The sequence below is a fragment of the Aeromonas sp. NJAU223 genome (genome assembly GCF_051125555.1).
Lineage (GTDB): Bacteria > Pseudomonadota > Gammaproteobacteria > Enterobacterales > Aeromonadaceae > Aeromonas > Aeromonas veronii_G.
In genome coordinates, this window is sequence record NZ_CP144204.1 from 4,220,001 (window position 1) to 4,237,953 (window position 17,953).

The 17,953-nt window shown below is 56.4% G+C and carries 15 protein-coding genes (1 of these 15 running past the window's edge); all 15 read right to left on the bottom strand.

The window, feature by feature from the left end:
* Positions 1-334: the 5' portion of a D-glycero-beta-D-manno-heptose 1,7-bisphosphate 7-phosphatase gene (gene gmhB, locus VZC39_RS19450; RefSeq protein WP_434664600.1), read on the bottom strand. Its footprint begins 209 nt before the window's first position; the window shows 334 of its 543 coding nt (coding positions 1-334); the start codon lies at positions 332-334; its stop codon lies beyond the left edge, outside the window.
* Positions 335-448: 114 nt separating this feature from the next.
* On the bottom strand, positions 449-1,633 hold the full coding sequence (gene tuf / locus VZC39_RS19455; RefSeq protein ID WP_349920081.1) for an elongation factor Tu: 1,185 nt from the start codon (positions 1,631-1,633) through the stop codon (positions 449-451).
* Between the two features lie 54 nt (positions 1,634-1,687).
* Complete coding sequence (gene fusA / locus VZC39_RS19460) at positions 1,688-3,793, bottom strand: elongation factor G (protein ID WP_349920083.1); 2,106 nt, start codon at positions 3,791-3,793, stop codon at positions 1,688-1,690.
* Positions 3,794-3,867: 74 nt separating this feature from the next.
* Positions 3,868-4,338 carry a 30S ribosomal protein S7 gene (gene rpsG, locus VZC39_RS19465; protein ID WP_033129801.1) on the bottom strand — a complete coding sequence of 157 codons (471 nt, stop codon included), beginning with the start codon at positions 4,336-4,338 and terminating at the stop codon, positions 3,868-3,870.
* Between the two features lie 94 nt (positions 4,339-4,432).
* On the bottom strand, positions 4,433-4,807 hold the full coding sequence (gene rpsL / locus VZC39_RS19470; protein ID WP_005306278.1) for a 30S ribosomal protein S12: 375 nt from the start codon (positions 4,805-4,807) through the stop codon (positions 4,433-4,435).
* Positions 4,808-4,989: 182 nt separating this feature from the next.
* Positions 4,990-5,268 (bottom strand): sulfurtransferase complex subunit TusB, encoded by a 279-nt coding sequence (gene tusB / locus VZC39_RS19475; RefSeq protein WP_434664604.1) that lies wholly within the window; start codon positions 5,266-5,268, stop codon positions 4,990-4,992.
* 7 nt (positions 5,269-5,275) lie between these two features.
* Positions 5,276-5,632: a sulfurtransferase complex subunit TusC gene (tusC, locus tag VZC39_RS19480; protein WP_434664606.1), complete on the bottom strand. Its 357-nt coding sequence runs from the start codon at positions 5,630-5,632 to the stop codon at positions 5,276-5,278.
* 9 nt (positions 5,633-5,641) lie between these two features.
* Positions 5,642-6,034 (bottom strand): sulfurtransferase complex subunit TusD, encoded by a 393-nt coding sequence (gene tusD, locus VZC39_RS19485; protein ID WP_434664607.1) that lies wholly within the window; start codon positions 6,032-6,034, stop codon positions 5,642-5,644.
* Positions 6,035-6,120: 86 nt separating this feature from the next.
* Positions 6,121-6,501 (bottom strand): RidA family protein, encoded by a 381-nt coding sequence (locus VZC39_RS19490; protein WP_349920092.1) that lies wholly within the window; start codon positions 6,499-6,501, stop codon positions 6,121-6,123.
* Positions 6,502-6,526: 25 nt separating this feature from the next.
* Positions 6,527-7,243, bottom strand: a complete 717-nt coding sequence (locus VZC39_RS19495; protein ID WP_349920094.1) for a helix-turn-helix transcriptional regulator — start codon at positions 7,241-7,243, stop codon at positions 6,527-6,529.
* A gap of 196 nt (positions 7,244-7,439) precedes the next feature.
* The gene (rpoC, locus tag VZC39_RS19500) at positions 7,440-11,744 is read right to left on the bottom strand and encodes a DNA-directed RNA polymerase subunit beta' (RefSeq protein WP_349920096.1); all 4,305 of its coding nucleotides are present in this window, start codon (positions 11,742-11,744) and stop codon (positions 7,440-7,442) included.
* Between the two features lie 80 nt (positions 11,745-11,824).
* Positions 11,825-15,853: a DNA-directed RNA polymerase subunit beta gene (gene rpoB / locus VZC39_RS19505; RefSeq protein WP_349920097.1), complete on the bottom strand. Its 4,029-nt coding sequence runs from the start codon at positions 15,851-15,853 to the stop codon at positions 11,825-11,827.
* Between the two features lie 222 nt (positions 15,854-16,075).
* Positions 16,076-16,438, bottom strand: coding sequence for a 50S ribosomal protein L7/L12 (gene rplL, locus VZC39_RS19510; RefSeq protein WP_349920098.1), 363 nt, complete (start codon positions 16,436-16,438; stop codon positions 16,076-16,078).
* Between the two features lie 51 nt (positions 16,439-16,489).
* The gene (gene rplJ / locus VZC39_RS19515; RefSeq protein WP_016352265.1) at positions 16,490-16,990 is read right to left on the bottom strand and encodes a 50S ribosomal protein L10; all 501 of its coding nucleotides are present in this window, start codon (positions 16,988-16,990) and stop codon (positions 16,490-16,492) included.
* A gap of 258 nt (positions 16,991-17,248) precedes the next feature.
* Positions 17,249-17,950, bottom strand: a complete 702-nt coding sequence (rplA, locus tag VZC39_RS19520; protein ID WP_349920100.1) for a 50S ribosomal protein L1 — start codon at positions 17,948-17,950, stop codon at positions 17,249-17,251.
* Positions 17,951-17,953: the final 3 nt, after the last annotated feature.

Genomic DNA, 17,953 nt, shown 5'->3' on the forward strand with positions numbered 1-17,953 from the left:
GCAGCAGCATTCCGGGCTCTGGCTTGCGGCAGTCGCAAGGTGCACCATGATCCGGGTGATGGGGGCAGAAGTAGATGCCGTCGAGGTCCACATCCCGATCTGCCAGCGACCAGTCCATCCATTCGGTCAGGTTCATGAAGTCATCTTCGCTGAAGTAACCGCGCGCGATACCGGATTGGTTGGTCACCACGACCAGCAGATAACCCTTCTTCTTCAGCAGTTGCAGCGCCTCGATGACACCTGGCAAGAAATGAAAGTCGTCGACCTGGCTGACATAGCCGGTGTCTTCGTTGATGACACCGTCTCTGTCCAGAAAAATGGCGGGTTTACTCACGGGCACTACCTCTAATCGATAATTTCGCAAAGTATCTCACAGGGCAGATAAAGCCCCAAAAAGTAAAAGGGGTGGCCGAAGCCACCCCTTTCATGTGTGCATATAAAGTATCAATTAAGCGATAACTTTAGCTACAACACCAGCACCTACGGTACGGCCACCTTCACGGATGGCGAAACGCAGGCCGTCGTCCATCGCGATCGGCGCAATCAGGGTAACAACCATTTTGATGTTGTCGCCCGGCATTACCATTTCTACGCCTTCCGGCAGTTCGATGGTACCGGTCACGTCGGTAGTACGGAAGTAGAACTGCGGACGGTAGCCCTTGAAGAACGGAGTATGACGACCACCTTCTTCTTTGGACAGTACGTACACTTCAGATTCAAACTTGGTGTGCGGCTTGATGGAGCCCGGCTTGGCCAGTACCTGACCACGCTCTACGTCTTCACGCTTCACGCCACGCAGCAGGGCGCCAACGTTCTCACCAGCACGGCCTTCGTCCAGCAGTTTGCGGAACATTTCAACACCGGTACAAGTGGTCTTGGTGGTATCTTTGATACCCACGATTTCCACTTCTTCACCAACCTTCACGATACCGCGCTCAACACGACCGGTTACTACGGTACCACGGCCAGCGATGGAGAAGACGTCTTCGATAGGCATCAGGAACGGCTGGTCGATAGCGCGCTCCGGCTCCGGGATGTAGGTATCCAGGTGGTGAGCCAGCTCGATGATCTTCTCTTCCCACTGAGCTTCGCCTTCCAGCGCTTTCAGTGCGGAACCACGGACTACCGGCAGGTCATCACCCGGGAAGTCGTACTCGGTCAGCAGCTCACGGACTTCCATTTCGACCAGTTCGAGCAGCTCTTCGTCATCAACCATGTCACACTTGTTCATGAACACGATCATGTACGGGATACCAACCTGGCGACCCAGCAGGATGTGCTCACGAGTTTGCGGCATCGGGCCGTCAGTCGCAGCTACTACCAGGATTGCGCCGTCCATCTGGGCAGCACCGGTGATCATGTTCTTAACGTAGTCGGCGTGACCCGGGCAATCTACGTGCGCGTAGTGACGGGTAGCGGTGTCGTATTCTACGTGGGAGGTGTTGATGGTGATACCACGCTCACGCTCTTCCGGTGCCTTGTCGATCTGGTCGAAGGCGAAAGCTTTACCACCGAAGTGCTTGGCCAGCACGTTGGTGATGGCGGCGGTCAGGGTGGTTTTACCGTGGTCAACGTGGCCGATGGTGCCGACGTTTACGTGCGGTTTATTACGCTCAAATTTTTCTTTAGACACGACGTAGTCCTTCTAGGTTAAACCCGCCTACCGTCGTAGGCGGGGAATCATAAATTACTTGGATTTGCGCTCTTCGATCACGGCCTGGGCGACGTTGGTCGGGGCATCGTGATACTTGGCGAATTCCATGGCGTAGGAAGCACGACCTTGGGTAGCGGAACGCAGGGCGGTCGCATAACCGAACATCTCGGCCAGCGGCACCAGGGCACGTACGATCTTGCCGGACGGGCCGTCTTCCATACCTTCGATCAGGCCACGACGACGGTTCAGGTCACCGATCACGTCGCCCATGTAGTCTTCCGGAGTCTCAACTTCTACTTTCATGATCGGTTCGAGCAGAACCGGGTTGGCCTTCATGAAGCCAGCCTTAAAGGCCATGGAAGCAGCGATTTTGAACGCCAGTTCGGAGGAGTCGACATCGTGGTAAGAACCGAAGTGCAGACGCACGCCCAGATCCATTACCGGATAACCAGCCAGCGGGCCAGATTTCAGCTGCTCGCGGATACCCTTATCAACGCCCGGGATGAATTCACCCGGAATGACGCCACCCTTGATGTCGTTGACGAACTCGTAGGCTTTGCCTTCTTCCAGCGGGTACATGTCGATCACAACGTGACCGTACTGACCACGACCACCAGACTGCTTGGCGTGCTTGCCTTCGATATCCTTGACGGTATCGCGGATGGTTTCGCGGTAGGCAACCTGCGGCTTACCTACGTTCGCTTCTACCTTGAACTCGCGACGCATACGGTCAACGATGATGTCCAGGTGCAGCTCGCCCATACCGGCGATGATGGTTTGGCCAGATTCTTCGTCGGTCCATACGCGGAAAGAGGGATCTTCCTGCGCCAGACGGCCGAGTGCCAGACCCATCTTCTCTTGGTCAGCCTTGGTTTTCGGCTCAACCGCGATGGAGATTACCGGCTCCGGGAACTCCATGCGCTCCAGGATGATCGGGGCTTTTTCGTCACACAGGGTGTCACCAGTGGTCACGTCTTTCAGACCGATGGCAGCAGCGATATCGCCTGCGCGAACTTCTTTGATCTCTTCACGCTTGTTGGCGTGCATCTGAACGATACGGCCAAAACGCTCGCGCTTCTCTTTGACAGAGTTCAGCACGGAGTCACCGGAGTTAACCACACCGGAGTAAACGCGGAAGAAGGTCAGGTTGCCTACGAACGGGTCGGTAGCAATCTTGAATGCCAGAGCAGCGAACGGCTCGTCATCGGAAGCGTGACGCTCGTCTTTGGTCTCGCCATCCAGCTTCAGACCGTCGATGGCGGCTACGTCGGTCGGGGCCGGCAGATAGTCAACCACGGCATCCAGCATGGCCTGTACGCCCTTGTTCTTGAACGCGGAGCCACAGGTAACCAGGATGATTTCGTTGTTCAGAACGCGCTGACGAAGAGCAATCTTGATCTCTTCCTCGGTCAGTTCTTCACCACCCAGGTATTTTTCCATCAGGTCTTCAGACGCTTCAGCAGCGGCTTCAACCAGGTTCATGCGCATTTCTTGCGCCTGTTCCAGCAACTCGGCCGGGACGTCTTCGTAATCGAAGGATACGCCCTGATCAGCTTCGCTCCAGTTGATGGCTTTCATCTTGACCAGGTCGATAACGCCCTTGAAGTTCTCTTCTGCACCGATGTTCAGTTGCAGGGGAACCGGCACGCCTTTCAGACGGGTCTTGATGTGCTCAACGCAGCGCAGATAGTTGGCGCCGGTACGGTCCATCTTGTTGACGAACGCGATACGGGGAACCTTGTACTTGTTAGCCTGACGCCATACGGTCTCAGACTGTGGCTGTACGCCACCTACGGCACAGTACACCATCACGGCACCGTCCAGAACACGCATTGAACGCTCTACTTCGATAGTAAAGTCAACGTGGCCCGGGGTATCGATGATGTTGATACGGTGCGGTTGGAACTGTTTGCCCATACCGGACCAGAAAGCGGTGGTCGCGGCGGAGGTAATGGTGATACCACGCTCTTGTTCCTGTTCCATCCAGTCCATGGTGGCGGCGCCATCGTGAACTTCACCGATCTTGTGACTTACACCGGTGTAAAACAGAACGCGCTCGGTAGTAGTAGTCTTACCGGCGTCGATGTGAGCGGAGATACCGATATTACGATAACGCTCAATGGGGGTTGTACGAGCCATTGTCATCCTCTTACTAGGAGCGTACCCCTAGATAACTGAAGGTGCGCAGAGCCACGAGGCCCTGCGCAGGCGGATTACCAGCGGAAGTGAGCGAAAGCCTTGTTCGCTTCAGCCATACGGTGAACGTCTTCACGTTTCTTGACAGACGAACCCTTATTGTCAGCGGCATCCAGCAGCTCGCCAGCCAAACGCTGAGCCATTGATTTTTCACCACGTTTACGAGCGGCATCAACCAACCAGCGCATTGCCAGAGCATTGCGACGTACCGGGCGAACTTCTACCGGCACCTGATAGGTTGCACCACCGACACGACGAGATTTAACCTCGACGGACGGACGAATGTTGTCCAGAGCGACTTCGAACAGGGCCAGGTGCTCTTTGCCAGATTTGGTGGCAATGATGTCCAGGGCACCGTATACGATGGCTTCTGCAACAGATTTCTTACCGTCAACCATTACTACGTTGACGAATTTGGCCAGCAGCTCAGATCCGAACTTGGGATCCGGCAGGATTTTACGCTGACCAACAACACGACGTCTTGGCATTTCAAATTCTCCGTGAACTTCAGGGGTTACCCAAAACTAGAAAGTTATCTAACTAGAAACGAATTAACGTTTGGCCTTACTTAACGGAGAACCATTAAGCTTTCGGACGCTTCACGCCATACTTGGAGCGAGCCTGCTTACGGTCTTTAACACCGGCACAGTCCAACGCACCACGAACGGTGTGATAACGAACACCTGGCAAATCCTTGACACGACCGCCACGGATCAGAACAACGGAGTGTTCCTGCAGGTTGTGACCTTCACCACCGATGTAGGAGGTGACTTCGAAGCCGTTGGTCAGACGTACACGGCAGACTTTACGCAGTGCAGAGTTAGGCTTCTTCGGGGTGGTGGTGTATACACGGGTGCATACGCCACGCTTCTGAGGGCACGCTTCCAGCGCCGGCACGTTGCTTTTTACAACGAGCTTGATGCGTGGCTTGCGAACCAACTGGTTAATAGTTGCCATCAAAAGGCTCCTGATAATGACTTCATAAACGTGTGAAAAATCCTCCCCGCAGATACGGGGACGCGAAATTTTATGCCCTGTTGTCGGGGGAGTCAAGATTTATACAATTCGTGCGTCCAAGCGACAAACTCACATCCAACGGCAATTGCTTAACCATCTGAGTTATCAGATAAAAACCAGAACTAATCCGCCCAGGTCTGCGGCGATCCCTGCTCGGCGATCAGGCTGATCAGGCCGGCCATGTCGAGTTCCATCCCGATCCGCCCCTGCATTCCCCTCGCCAGCAGGTCTTCCCGCATCACATAGAGCGGGACCCTGGCCAGCCGTTCGCACCACACGGGAGCCGTCGCCGCCACGACCGCATCCTGCATCAGCACCACAGGATCCGACACATCGCGATAACGCAGTGCCTGCTCCAGTGCCTGACCGAGGAAGGGGGAACTCAATACCAGCTGTATCATGGGCACCTCAAAAACTGATATGGGTGCTGCAACGCCCCCATTCACGGCGGATCTCATCGGGGGACAAGGGCGCTGCGGGGATCAGCAGATCGGCGGCTTCCAGACCCCGCTCCGCGAGCGAAGCCGTACAGACATAGACCTCTTCGATGTCATACAGTTCCAACATCTTGAAGGTCGGCGCGTAGTGGCGCTGCAATATGGCCTGTGGCTGCTGATCTTTGAGCAGTTGCAGCACCCCGTCACCGATGAGAAACAGGGCCAGTGATTCGGTCAATGCCGAGGTCGCCAGCAGGGCGTCGAGCCCCTCCCGGCCACTCGATGTGCCGTGGGGACCACGGCGGCAGATAAAGGCAATCTTGCTCATCTCTCCCCCCTAGAACTGCACGAAGCGATCGGCGGTCAGGCTGGCTTGTGCCAACTGCCCCAGGCCACTCAGGCGAAACGGAGCCTGCAAATTGAACTGCGCCTTGCCAATCCCCTTGGCTTCGGTTTCATCGAGTACCCCGCGCCGCATGGCGGCGGCGACACAGACATCGATGGCGATGCCCTGCGCCAAGGCCAGTTCGCGCCATAGCGCCACCAGATCGGTCTCGTCAGAGGCAGGGGCATGCAGGCTGCTGCCGTTATACACGCCGTCCTGATAGAAGAACAGGTGGGACAGGCGATGACCCTGCTCGATGAGACCCAGGGCGAAACGATAGGCGGTACTGGCCGTCTGGGTGCCGTAGGCGGGCCCGGTGACCAGCAGGGCAAAACTCAGACTCATGTCCGGACTCCTGCAAAGGTATGCAACCATTCTACCTCAAAGACGAAAAAGCCCCTCCTGAGAGGGGCTCTTGCCAAGCGCTTGGCTTAGACGTGAGCGATAGCCTCGACCTCGACCAGCACATCCTTGGGCAGACGGGCCACTTCCACGCAGGAGCGAGCCGGCGCCGCTTCGCCGAAGTAGCGGGCATAGACTTGATTGAAAGCCACGAAGTTGTTCATGTCGCTCAGGAAGCAGGTGGTCTTCAACACCTTGCCGGTATCCGAACCGGCTGCCTTCAATACTGCAACCAGATTCTTCATCACCTGCTCGGCCTGGGCTTCGATACCACCGGCGACGATGTCCATGGTGGTGGGATCGAGCGGGATCTGCCCGGAGGTGAAGATCAGCTCTCCCAGCTTGGTGCCCTGTACATAAGGTCCAATTGCGGCAGGTGCCTTGTCGGTTGCAATCACTTCTTTAGCCATTCTTGTCTGTCCCCTTCTATGGCACTTACTCGCTCTCTTCTTCGCCCTGCTTGCGCTGTCGGATGTAGAGATACACGGTATGTTTGGAAATATTCAGCTTGTCCGCGACCAGGTTGATCGAGTCCTTGATATCAAATATGCCCTTCTCGAACAGCTGGGTCACGATAAAACGATTCTTGGCATTGTTCGCCACGGTGGGATCGCGGTTGATCTCGTCGATGGTGTTGTCCACCGTCTGGGCAACCAGCTCTTCCACACTGTTGGCGAAGGTCTCCGGCGATTGACGCTCCACCTGTTGCGGGGTCGGGAAGAACTCGGCCACGAATTCGTGGAAAGGTGCATTGATATGCAGGTTAATGCAGATGAGGCCGACAACCTGCTTGTCACCGTTGCGAATGGCAATGGTGCTCGACTTCATCAGCGCGCCGGTGCGACTGCGCGCAAAATAGCTCTGGGTGTGATCCTGGCCGGTACGCTCGATATCCTTGAGCATCCGCAGGGCGAGATCCGTGATGGGCGCCCCCAGGGTTCTCCCGGTGTTAAATCCATTTGCAATCTTGATCACTGACTCATGCAGATTTTCCAGGGAATGAAGCACTACCTCGCAGTGCTTGCCGAACAGATCGGCCAGGCCCTCGATGAGACCTTCATATGAACGCAACAACTCCCTGTCTTCGTCTGTAAAAGCGCGACCGCTCAGTTGATCTTCGGGAAGCAGTACTTCCTCGATACCGACAGCCATGTTCTACCCCTGTAATAACCATTCAACTTTCTCGAGTTTTCAATTGCGGGGGGGCAATGTCAACTTTTTTTGATTTTTTGCTCTATAACCTTGCACTGGATCATCCCCTGCCCCGCTCCGACACGCGCCAGGTGCCGGATGAGAAATAAAAAAAGGACCCCTGGAAGGGGCCCTTTCTCATCACTGCAGCGGAAGATTACTCTTCGTCAAAGCTGCCGGCTGCGTTGAGCAGATCCGCCAGATTTTGCTGAGCTTCATCGGCAGTCACCTGCGGCACACCAACAGCACGGGCTGCGGCGGCACGCTGGTTGATCCGGCTGTGGTGGTAGGCAAAGCCAGTACCCGCCGGGATCAGACGACCTACGATCACGTTCTCTTTCAGGCCACGCAGTTCATCACGCTTGCCGCCAACGGCCGCTTCGGTCAGAACCCGGGTGGTTTCCTGGAAGGAAGCCGCGGAGATGAAGGACTCGGTGCTCAGAGATGCCTTGGTAATACCCATAAGGATATGACGGTAGGTCGCCGGGGCCTTGCCCTCTGCAACCAGCTTACGGTTGGCAATCTTCACACGAGCTACTTCAACCTGCTCGCCTTCGATGAGATCGGTGTCGCCAGCGCTCAGGATCTCGCACTTACGCAGCATCTGACGAACGATGACTTCGATGTGCTTGTCGTTGATCTTAACGCCCTGCAGACGGTAAACGTCCTGCACTTCGTTGGCGATGTAGTTGGCGACCGGGCTGATACCGCGCAGACGCAGGATGTCGTGAGCAGACTCAGGACCGTCCGCCAGGACTTCACCCTTCTCAACTTTTTCACCTTCGAACACGTTGAGGTGACGCCACTTCGGAATCATCTCTTCGTAGATCTCGCCACCGTCGGTCGGGGTGATGACCAGACGGCGCTTGCCCTTGGTCTCTTTCCCGAAGGAGATGGTACCGGAGATCTCGGCCAGGATAGCCGGTTCCTTCGGTTGACGCGCTTCGAACAGATCCGCAACGCGCGGCAGACCACCGGTGATGTCCTTGGTACCGCTGGACTCTTGCGGGATACGCGCAACCGCGTCACCCACGCCCACGTTGGCACCATCTTCCAGGTTCACGATGGCCTTGCCCGGCAGGAAGTACTGGGCGGGAACATCGGTACCCGGGATCATGACATCCTTGCCGTTCAGGTCGACCAGTTTCACGGTCGGACGCATCTCTTTACCGGCACTCGGACGCTCGTTGACATCCAGCACGACGATGGAAGAGAGACCGGTCAGCTCGTCGGTCTGACGAGTGATGGTCACGCCGTCGATCATGTGTTCGAAGTGCAGACGACCTGCCACTTCGGTGATGATCGGGTGAGTGTGCGGATCCCAGTTCGCGACGGTGTCACCGGCGTTCACGGCTTCGCCATCCTTCACTTCCAGGACGGAACCGTAAGGCAGCTTGTGGCTTTCCTTGGTACGGCCCATCTCGTCCATGATGGTCAGCTCGGTGGAACGAGAGGTGATGACCAGCTTGTCGGAGTTGTTGGTAACGAACTTGGCGTTTTGCAGCTTGATGCTACCGGTGTTCTTGACCTGGATGCTGCTCTCGGCAGCAGCTCGGGATGCGGCACCACCGATGTGGAAGGTACGCATCGTCAGCTGGGTACCCGGCTCACCGATGGACTGGGCGGCGATAACACCGACAGCCTCACCCTTGTTCACCAGATGACCACGGGCCAGATCACGGCCGTAGCAGTGGGCACAGTTACCGAAGTCGGTCTCACAGGTGATGGCAGAACGTACCTTCACGCGGTCGACGGAGTTGCGCTCGAGCTGATCACACAGTTGCTCGTCGAGCAGGGTGTTACGTGCTACCAGCACTTCATCTTCGGTACCCGGCTTGATCACGTCTTCGGCAACCACACGGCCCAGCACGCGCTCACGCAGCGGCTCGACCACGTCACCACCCTCGATCAGCGGAGTCATCCACAGACCTTCGGTTGTGCCGCAATCGTCCTCTGTGATCACCATGTCCTGTGCCACGTCAACCAGACGACGAGTCAGGTAACCGGAGTTCGCAGTCTTCAGTGCGGTATCCGCCAGACCCTTACGAGCACCGTGAGTGGAGATGAAGTACTGCAGTACGTTCAGACCTTCACGGAAGTTCGCCACGATCGGCGTTTCGATGATGGAGCCATCCGGTTTCGCCATCAGGCCACGCATACCAGCCAGCTGACGGATCTGGGCGGCGGAACCCCGCGCACCGGAGTCGGCCATCATGAAGATGCTGTTGAAGGAAGCTTGTTCTTCCTCTTCGCCCAGGGAGTTGACGTTACGCTCCTTGGACAGGTTATCCATCATGGCCTTGGAGACGCGATCGTTCGCGCTGGCCCAGATATCGATAACCTTGTTGTAGCGTTCGCCCGCGGTCACCAGACCGGACAGGAACTGGTCCTGGATCTCGGCGACTTCGGCTTCGGCTGCCGCAATGATGTCTTTCTTGGCATCCGGGATGACCATGTCATCGATACCAACGGAAGCACCGGACAGGGCCGCGTAGTGGAAACCGGTGTACATCAGCTGGTCAGCGAAGATGACGGTGTCCTTCAGGCCCTGCTTGCGATAGCAGGTGTTCAGCAGACGAGAGATGAGCTTCTTGCCCAGCGCCTTGTTGGAGACGTACTTGATCCAGTTCTGCGGATTGGCAGCCAGATCGGCCTCTTCGGCGGCGGTCAGTACCTTCGGCTCGTCGATCAGGGCGTATTCCATGCCTTTTGGCAGGATCAGGCTCAGGATCGCACGACCCACGGTAGTGCTCTTCATCTCGGTGTGCGGCAGCAGGGAACCGTCTTCCTGACGCAGGTATTCGGTGATACGCACCTTCACACGAGCGTGCAGATCGGCCAGACCGGCGCGATAGACTTTCTCTGCTTCTTTCGGACCGGCCAGCACCATACCTTCGCCCTTGGCGTTGATACGGGCACGGGTCATGTAGTACAGACCCAAGACCACGTCCTGGGACGGAACGATGATCGGCTCACCGGAGGCAGGCGACAGGATGTTGTTGGTGGACATCATCAAGGCGCGCGCTTCGAGCTGGGCTTCCAGGGTCAACGGTACGTGGACCGCCATCTGGTCACCATCGAAGTCCGCGTTATAGGCGGCACAGACCAGCGGGTGCAGCTGGATGGCTTTACCTTCGATCAGGGTCGGTTCAAACGCCTGGATACCCAGACGGTGCAGGGTCGGTGCACGGTTCAGCAGGACCGGGTGTTCGCGGATCACTTCGTCCAGGATGTCCCAAACGACAGCTTCTTCGCGCTCCACCATCTTCTTGGCGGCCTTGATCGTGGTCGCCAGACCGCGAGTTTCCAGCTTGCCATAGATGAACGGCTTGAACAGTTCCAGCGCCATCTTCTTCGGCAGACCGCACTGATGCAGACGCAGAGTCGGACCTACGGTGATAACGGAACGACCGGAGTAGTCGACCCGCTTACCCAGCAGGTTCTGACGGAAACGACCTTGCTTACCCTTGATCATGTCGGCCAAGGATTTCAGCGGACGCTTGTTGGAACCGGTGATGGCACGACCACGACGGCCGTTGTCCAGCAGGGCATCCACGGACTCTTGCAGCATGCGCTTTTCGTTGCGCACGATGATGTCCGGGGCGGCCAGGTCCAGCAGGCGCTTCAAACGGTTGTTACGGTTGATCACGCGACGGTACAGATCGTTCAGATCGGAGGTCGCGAAACGGCCGCCGTCCAGCGGTACCAGCGGACGCAGGTCCGGCGGCAGCACGGGCAGCACTGTCATGATCATCCACTCCGGCTTGTTGCCGGACTGCAGGAAGGCTTCCATCAGCTTCAGACGCTTGGTGGTCTTCTTACGCTTGGTCTCGGAGTTGGTCTGTTCCAGCTCCTCGCGCATGGTCTTGACTTCACCTTCCAGATCGATGGCGCGCAGCAATGCCAAGATTGCTTCGGCACCCATCTTGGCGTCGAATTCGTCGCCCCACTCTTCCAGTGCGTCCAGATAGTTCTCTTCGGACAGCATCTGGCTGCGCTCGAGGTTGGTCATGCCGGGTTCGATAACCACATAGGATTCGAAATACAGCACGCGCTCGATGTCACGCAGGGTCATGTCCAGCAGCAGACCGATACGGGACGGCAGGGACTTCAGGAACCAGATGTGGGCAGTCGGGCTGGCCAGCTCGATGTGGCCCATACGCTCACGACGGACCTTGGTCTGGGTCACTTCTACGCCACACTTCTCGCAGATCACACCACGGTGTTTCAGGCGCTTGTACTTGCCGCACAGACACTCGTAGTCCTTCACCGGTCCGAAGATACGGGCGCAGAACAGACCATCACGTTCCGGCTTGAAAGTCCGGTAGTTGATGGTCTCAGGCTTTTTGACCTCACCGAATGACCAGGAGCGGATCATGTCAGGAGAGGCCAGACCGATCTTGATACTGTCAAACTCTTCGGTCTTGGTCTGAGCCTTCAAAAACTTGAGTAAGTCTTTCACGTGTTTCCCCTGTCAGGAGTCTAACCTCGGCGCCCCTCTCGGGGCGCCCACGTCAATTCTCGAACAATAAGAGCGAGCTCTTACTCTTCGTCCAGCTCGATGTTGATACCCAGAGAGCGGATTTCCTTCAGCAATACGTTGAAGGATTCGGGCATGCCCGGCTCCATACGGTGGTCGCCATCCACGATGTTCTTGTACATCTTGGTACGGCCGTTCACATCGTCAGACTTGACGGTCAGCATTTCCTGCAGGGTATATGCCGCACCGTAAGCCTCCAGGGCCCACACTTCCATCTCACCGAACCGCTGACCACCGAACTGTGCCTTACCACCCAGCGGCTGCTGGGTAACCAGGCTGTATGAACCGGTAGAACGTGCATGCATCTTGTCGTCTACCAGGTGGTTCAGCTTGAGCATGTACATGTAACCCACGGTGACCTTACGCTCGAAGGCGTTACCGGTACGACCGTCGAACAGGGAGATCTGACCGGATTCCGGCAGATCGGCCAGCTTCAGCAAGGCCTTGATTTCGCGCTCTTTGGCACCATCAAAGACAGGTGTAGCGACCGGCAGACCCTTGCGCAGGTTACCCACCAGGGTACGTACGTCGTCGTCAGACAGCTCGGCGATGTTCACTTGCTGGGAGTCCTTCTCGCCCAGGTCATAGACCTGTTGCAGGAACTCGCGCATCTCGTGCAGCTCACGCTGCTCTTTGATCATGCGGTCGATCTTCTCGCCGATGCCCTTGGCCGCGAGGCCCAGATGCACTTCGAGGATCTGACCGATGTTCATACGGGATGGTACGCCCAGCGGGTTCAGTACGATGTCGACCGGACGGCCGAACTCGTCATGGGGCATATCCTCGACCGGACAGATCTTGGAGATAACACCCTTGTTACCGTGACGGCCCGCCATCTTGTCACCCGGTTGGATGCGACGCTTCACTGCCAGGTAAACCTTGACGATTTTCAGTACGCCCGGCGCCAGATCATCACCCTGGATAATCTTGCGACGCTTGTTCTCGAACTTCTTGTCGAACTCGGCTTTGAGCTCAACGTGCTGTTCGGCGATCTGTTCCAGTTCGATCTGCTTGGCTTCATCTTCGATGGCCAGTTCAAACCACTTGGAACGATCCAGCTTGTTCAGACGATCTTCGCTGTAACCGGCGGCCAGCAGCAGGTTGCGGGAGCGGCCAAAGATGCCGTCTTCCAGGATCTTGAACTCTTCGGTCAAGTCCTTCTTCGCTTCCTTCAGCTGCATCTCTTCGATTTCTTTGGCGCGCTTGTCTTTTTCCACGCCATCGCGGGTAAAGACTTGCACGTCAACCACGGTACCGTACACACCGTTCGGCACACGCAGGGAGGAGTCCTTCACATCGGAAGCTTTCTCACCGAAGATGGCGCGCAGCAGCTTCTCTTCCGGAGTTAGCTGGGTTTCACCCTTGGGTGTTACCTTGCCGACCAGGATGTCGCCGCCCTTCACTTCCGCACCCACGTAGACGATACCGGACTCGTCCAGCTTGGACAGAGCGGCTTCACCCACGTTCGGGATGTCGGCGGTGATCTCTTCCGGACCCAGCTTGGTGTCACGGGAGATACAGGCCAGTTCCTGGATGTGGATGGTGGTCAGGCGATCTTCCTGAACCACGCGCTCGTTCACCAGGATCGAGTCTTCGAAGTTGTAACCGTTCCACGGCATGAACGCGACGCGCAGGTTTTGGCCCAGCGCCAGTTCGCCCAGGTCGGTGGACGGGCCGTCAGCCAGCACGTCGCCCGCCATCACCGGCTCACCCAACATCACGCAAGGACGCTGGTTGATACAGGTGTTCTGGTTGGAACGGGTGTATTTGGTCAGGCTGTAGATGTCGATGCCGGCTTCGCCTGGCAACAGCTCATCTTCATTGACCTTGATAACGATACGGGAGGCGTCGACATAGTCGATCATGCCGCCACGCTTGGCCACCACGGTTACCCCGGAGTCAACTGCCACGGCGCGTTCCATACCGGTACCTACCAGCGGCTTGTCAGCGCGCAGAGTCGGTACGGCCTGACGTTGCATGTTCGAACCCATCAGGGCTCGGTTAGCATCATCGTGCTCCAGGAACGGGATCAGAGCGGCTGCGACAGAGACGATCTGTTGCGGGCTCACGTCCATGTACTGGATCTGGTCGGCGTTCATGAAGGTGGATTCACCCTTATGACGGCACGGGATCAGCTCATCTTTCAGACGGCCATCTTCGGAGGTCGCGGCGTTAGCCTGCGCGATCACGTACTTGCCTTCTTCAATCGCGGACAGGTAATCCACTTCGTCGGTGATCACACCGTCGATGACCTTGCGGTACGGGGTCTCGAGGAAACCGTACTCGTTGGTGCGGGAATACACGGACAGCGAGTTGATCAGACCGATGTTCGGACCTTCAGGAGTTTCGATGGGGCACAGACGACCGTAGTGGGTCGGGTGTACGTCTCGAACCTCAAAGCCGGCACGCTCACGGGTCAGACCGCCCGGGCCCAGCGCGGAGATACGACGCTTGTGGGTCACTTCGGACAGCGGGTTGTTCTGGTCCATGAACTGGGACAGCTGGCTGGAACCAAAGAACTCTTTGACCGCGGCGGAGATCGGCTTGGCGTTGATCAGATCCTGCGGCATCAGGGTATCGAGGTCGCCCAGGGAGAGACGCTCCTTGACCGCACGCTCGACACGGACCAGACCGACACGGAACTGGTTCTCGGCCATTTCACCGACAGAACGGATACGGCGGTTACCCAGGTGGTCGATATCGTCCACCTCGTCATTGCCGTTACGGATGTCGATCAGGCGCTTCATGACTTCGACGATGTCGTCTTTGGTCAGCACGCCGACGCCGGTCTCGTCTTCACGACCCAGACGGCGGTTGAACTTCATCCGACCCACGGTAGACAGGTCGTAACGCTCGGAAGAGAAGAACAGGTTCTCGAACAGCTGCTCTGCCGCTTCGCGGGTGGGCGGCTCGCCTGGACGCATCATGCGGTAGATCTCGACCAGGGCTTCCAAACGGCTGGAGCTGGAGTCGATGCGCAGGGTCTCGGACATGTAGGCACCGTGATCCAGTTCGTTGGTGAACAGAACCTCGAAGTGCTTGAAGCCGGCTTGGGACAAGTTGGCGACCGCTTCCAGGCTCAGTGCCTGGTTGGCAGTCACGACCATTTCGCCAGTTTGCGGGTGCGCGTAGTTCTTGGCAGCAACTTTGCCAACAACATATTCGACCGGCACCTCAATCTGGGTGATGGCGTCTTTTTCCAACTGACGGATATGACGAGCGGTGACACGACGACCGGTTTCAACCACCACGGCGCCATTGGCGATGATGTCGAAGGTCGCAGTTTCACCACGCAGGCGCTCGGGCACCAGATCCATCATCAACTTGCCATCTTTGACCTCGAAACCGATGGTCTCGAAGAAGGTGGCCAGGATTTCTTCGGAACTGAAGTCCAGGGCGCGCAGAATAATGGAGGCCGGCAGTTTACGACGACGGTCGATACGGACAAACAGGTTGTCTTTCGCATCGAATTCGAAGTCCAGCCAGGAGCCACGGTAGGGAATAACGCGGGCGTTATACAGTACCTTACCGGATGAATGTGTTTTGCCTTTATCGTGGTCGAAGAAGACGCCCGGGCTGCGGTGCAACTGGGAGACGATGACCCGCTCGGTACCATTGATGACAAAGGTGCCGTTTTCGGTCATGAGCGGAATTTCGCCCATGTAAACTTCTTGTTCCTTGATATCTTTGACGGTGCCGGCAGCTGCTTCACGGTCGTACAGAACCATACGAAGCTTGACACGCAGCGGCGCGGAGTAGGTCACTCCACGGATCTGGCATTCTTTTACGTCAAATACCGGCTCACCCAGGCGATAGCTGACATACTGAAGCTCAGCACTACCGGAGTAACTGGTGATCGGGAAAACGCTACGGAAGGCGGCTTCTAAGCCGTACTCACCTTCCGGGTCAGCCTCGATGAACTGCTTGAAGGAGTCCAGCTGAATGGACAACAGATAAGGCGTGTCCAGTACCTGGTCTCGCTTACCGAAGTCCTTACGTATGCGTTTTTTTTCGGTATAAGAGTAAACCATAGGGTTCCTCAGCTCGCTGATAAGTGACCCACTCTGTCCCCACGGGACAGCTCTGTCTCAACACCGTTTGTGTTGGCCCGGACGATGAGGCGGTCCGGATTGCTGGTGCACCGAGAGTCGTGAACGGTGTGAAATACTCTCAGTCTACAGCGCAAAAAGGCTGGTGAATAAAGATTCACCAGCCTTAGCCTGTTTTATCAGGCTAATCTACATAAATGCAGATTATTTGATCTCAACAGAAGCACCGGCAGCTTCCAGCTCTTTCTTCAGAGCTTCGGCTTCGTCTTTGGAGACGGCTTCTTTCAGATTGGTCGGAGCAGCTTCTACCAGGTCCTTGGCTTCTTTCAGGCCCAGACCGGTGGCGCCGCGTACGGCCTTGATGACGGCAACTTTGTTGGCGCCAGCAGCAGTCAGAACTACGTCGAACTCGGTCTTCTCTTCTACTGCTTCAGCGGCCGGACCGGCAGCAACAGCAACAGCGGCAGAAACACCGAACTTCTCTTCCATAGCTTCGATCAGCTCAACAACTTCCATTACGGACATGGAAGCAACGGCTTCGATGATTTGGTCTTTAGTGATAGACATGACAAAAATTCCTGATGTTGAATAAACTCAAACAGCCTAAATAGGCGAGAATCAAGCAGCAGCTTGCTTCTGATCACGCACAGCAGCGATGGTACGAACCAGCTTGCCAGCAGAGGCTTCCTTCATGGTAGCCATCAACTTCGCAATTGCTTCGTCGTAGGTCGGCAGCGTGGCCAGACGATCAATTTGTGCTGCGGCGATGAATTCACCGTTAAAAGCGCCAGCCTTGATTTCGAACTTTTGGTTCGCTTTGGCAAACTCTTTGAACAGACGAGCGGCAGCGCCCGGGTGTTCGTTAGAGAAAGCGATCAAGGTAGGACCAGACAATACGTCGTTCAGGCAACCGAATTCGGTACCTTCAACTGCGCGACGCAGCAGGGTGTTACGCACAACGCGCATGTACACACCGGCTTCGCGAGCAGATTTACGCAGGCTGGTCATCTTCTCTACAGTCACACCGCGAGAATCGGCTACAACTGCAGAAAGAGCGCCTTTGGCAGCTTCGTTGACTTCAGCAACAATTGCCTTTTTGTCTTCGAGTCCCAATGCCATTGGCTTAACTCCTGGATTGAATCCGGGTCTAGTTGACCCAGTACTGACACATCCCCCCTACCTTTACAACAGAGGGGAACGATGCGGTAGCAGGATTCCAGAAGAGAAAGAAATCTTTCTCGCTGGGTTTCCGGCACCGTCTACGCAGGAAGGATTAAGGCGATTAGGCCACCTGCGGTCTTGGACGGAGGTCGAAACCCCCAACCAATCAAGGCGCAAAATTATAGATTAAATTTTGCGCCTTGTAAAACGCATCAATTAGGCCTGAGCTTCCAGAGAAGCTTGGTCTACGGCAACACCGGCACCCATGGTGGTGGAGATGCTGACTTTCTTGATGAAGACGCCTTTGGCGGAGGAAGGCTTGGCCTTTTTCAAGGCAACCAGCAGCGCTTCCAAGTTTTCTTTCAGCTGAACTTCGTTGAAAGAAACCTTACCCAGAGTGGTATGGATGATACCATTCTTGTCATTGCGGTAACGAACCTGACCGGCTTTGGCGTTCTTGACGGCTTCAGCAACGTTCGGGGTTACGGTACCCACTTTCGGGTTAGGCATCAGGCCGCGCGGGCCCAGGATCTGCCCCAGTTGACCAACAACACGCATGGCATCCGGGGATGCGATCACGACGTCGAAGTTCATCTCGCCTTTTTTGACTTGCTCAGCCAGGTCGTCCATACCAACCAGTTCAGCACCGGCAGCCTTGGCGGCTTCGGCGTTGGCACCCTGGGTGAACACGGCGACACGGATGTCACGACCGGTACCGTGCGGCAGTACAGTAGCACCACGTACGTTCTGGTCAGATTTACGAGCATCGATACCCAGGTTAACGGCGACGTCAACGCTTTCAACGAACTTGGCGGTAGCCAGTTCTTTCAGCAGGGCAATGGCTTCGTTGATGGAGTACTCTTTGGTACCGTCAACTTTTTCGCGAATAACGCGCATACGCTTGGAAAGTTTTGCCATTGT

What these genes read in the sequence shown, in the direction of transcription:
- fusA (WP_349920083.1), bottom strand. Translation starts at nt 3,793, where the DNA reads ATGGCTCGTACAACCCCCATTGAGCGTTATCGTAATATCGGTATCTCC.
- rpsG (WP_033129801.1), bottom strand. Translation starts at nt 4,338, where the DNA reads ATGCCAAGACGTCGTGTTGTTGGTCAGCGTAAAATCCTGCCGGATCCC.
- rpsL (WP_005306278.1), bottom strand. Translation starts at nt 4,807, where the DNA reads ATGGCAACTATTAACCAGTTGGTTCGCAAGCCACGCATCAAGCTCGTT.
- tusB (WP_434664604.1), bottom strand. Translation starts at nt 5,268, where the DNA reads ATGATACAGCTGGTATTGAGTTCCCCCTTCCTCGGTCAGGCACTGGAG.
- tusC (WP_434664606.1), bottom strand. Translation starts at nt 5,632, where the DNA reads ATGAGCAAGATTGCCTTTATCTGCCGCCGTGGTCCCCACGGCACATCG.
- tusD (WP_434664607.1), bottom strand. Translation starts at nt 6,034, where the DNA reads ATGAGTCTGAGTTTTGCCCTGCTGGTCACCGGGCCCGCCTACGGCACC.
- VZC39_RS19490 (WP_349920092.1), bottom strand. Translation starts at nt 6,501, where the DNA reads ATGGCTAAAGAAGTGATTGCAACCGACAAGGCACCTGCCGCAATTGGA.
- VZC39_RS19495 (WP_349920094.1), bottom strand. Translation starts at nt 7,243, where the DNA reads ATGGCTGTCGGTATCGAGGAAGTACTGCTTCCCGAAGATCAACTGAGC.
- rpoB (WP_349920097.1), bottom strand. Translation starts at nt 15,853, where the DNA reads ATGGTTTACTCTTATACCGAAAAAAAACGCATACGTAAGGACTTCGGT.
- rplL (WP_349920098.1), bottom strand. Translation starts at nt 16,438, where the DNA reads ATGTCTATCACTAAAGACCAAATCATCGAAGCCGTTGCTTCCATGTCC.
- rplJ (WP_016352265.1), bottom strand. Translation starts at nt 16,990, where the DNA reads ATGGCATTGGGACTCGAAGACAAAAAGGCAATTGTTGCTGAAGTCAAC.
- rplA (WP_349920100.1), bottom strand. Translation starts at nt 17,950, where the DNA reads ATGGCAAAACTTTCCAAGCGTATGCGCGTTATTCGCGAAAAAGTTGAC.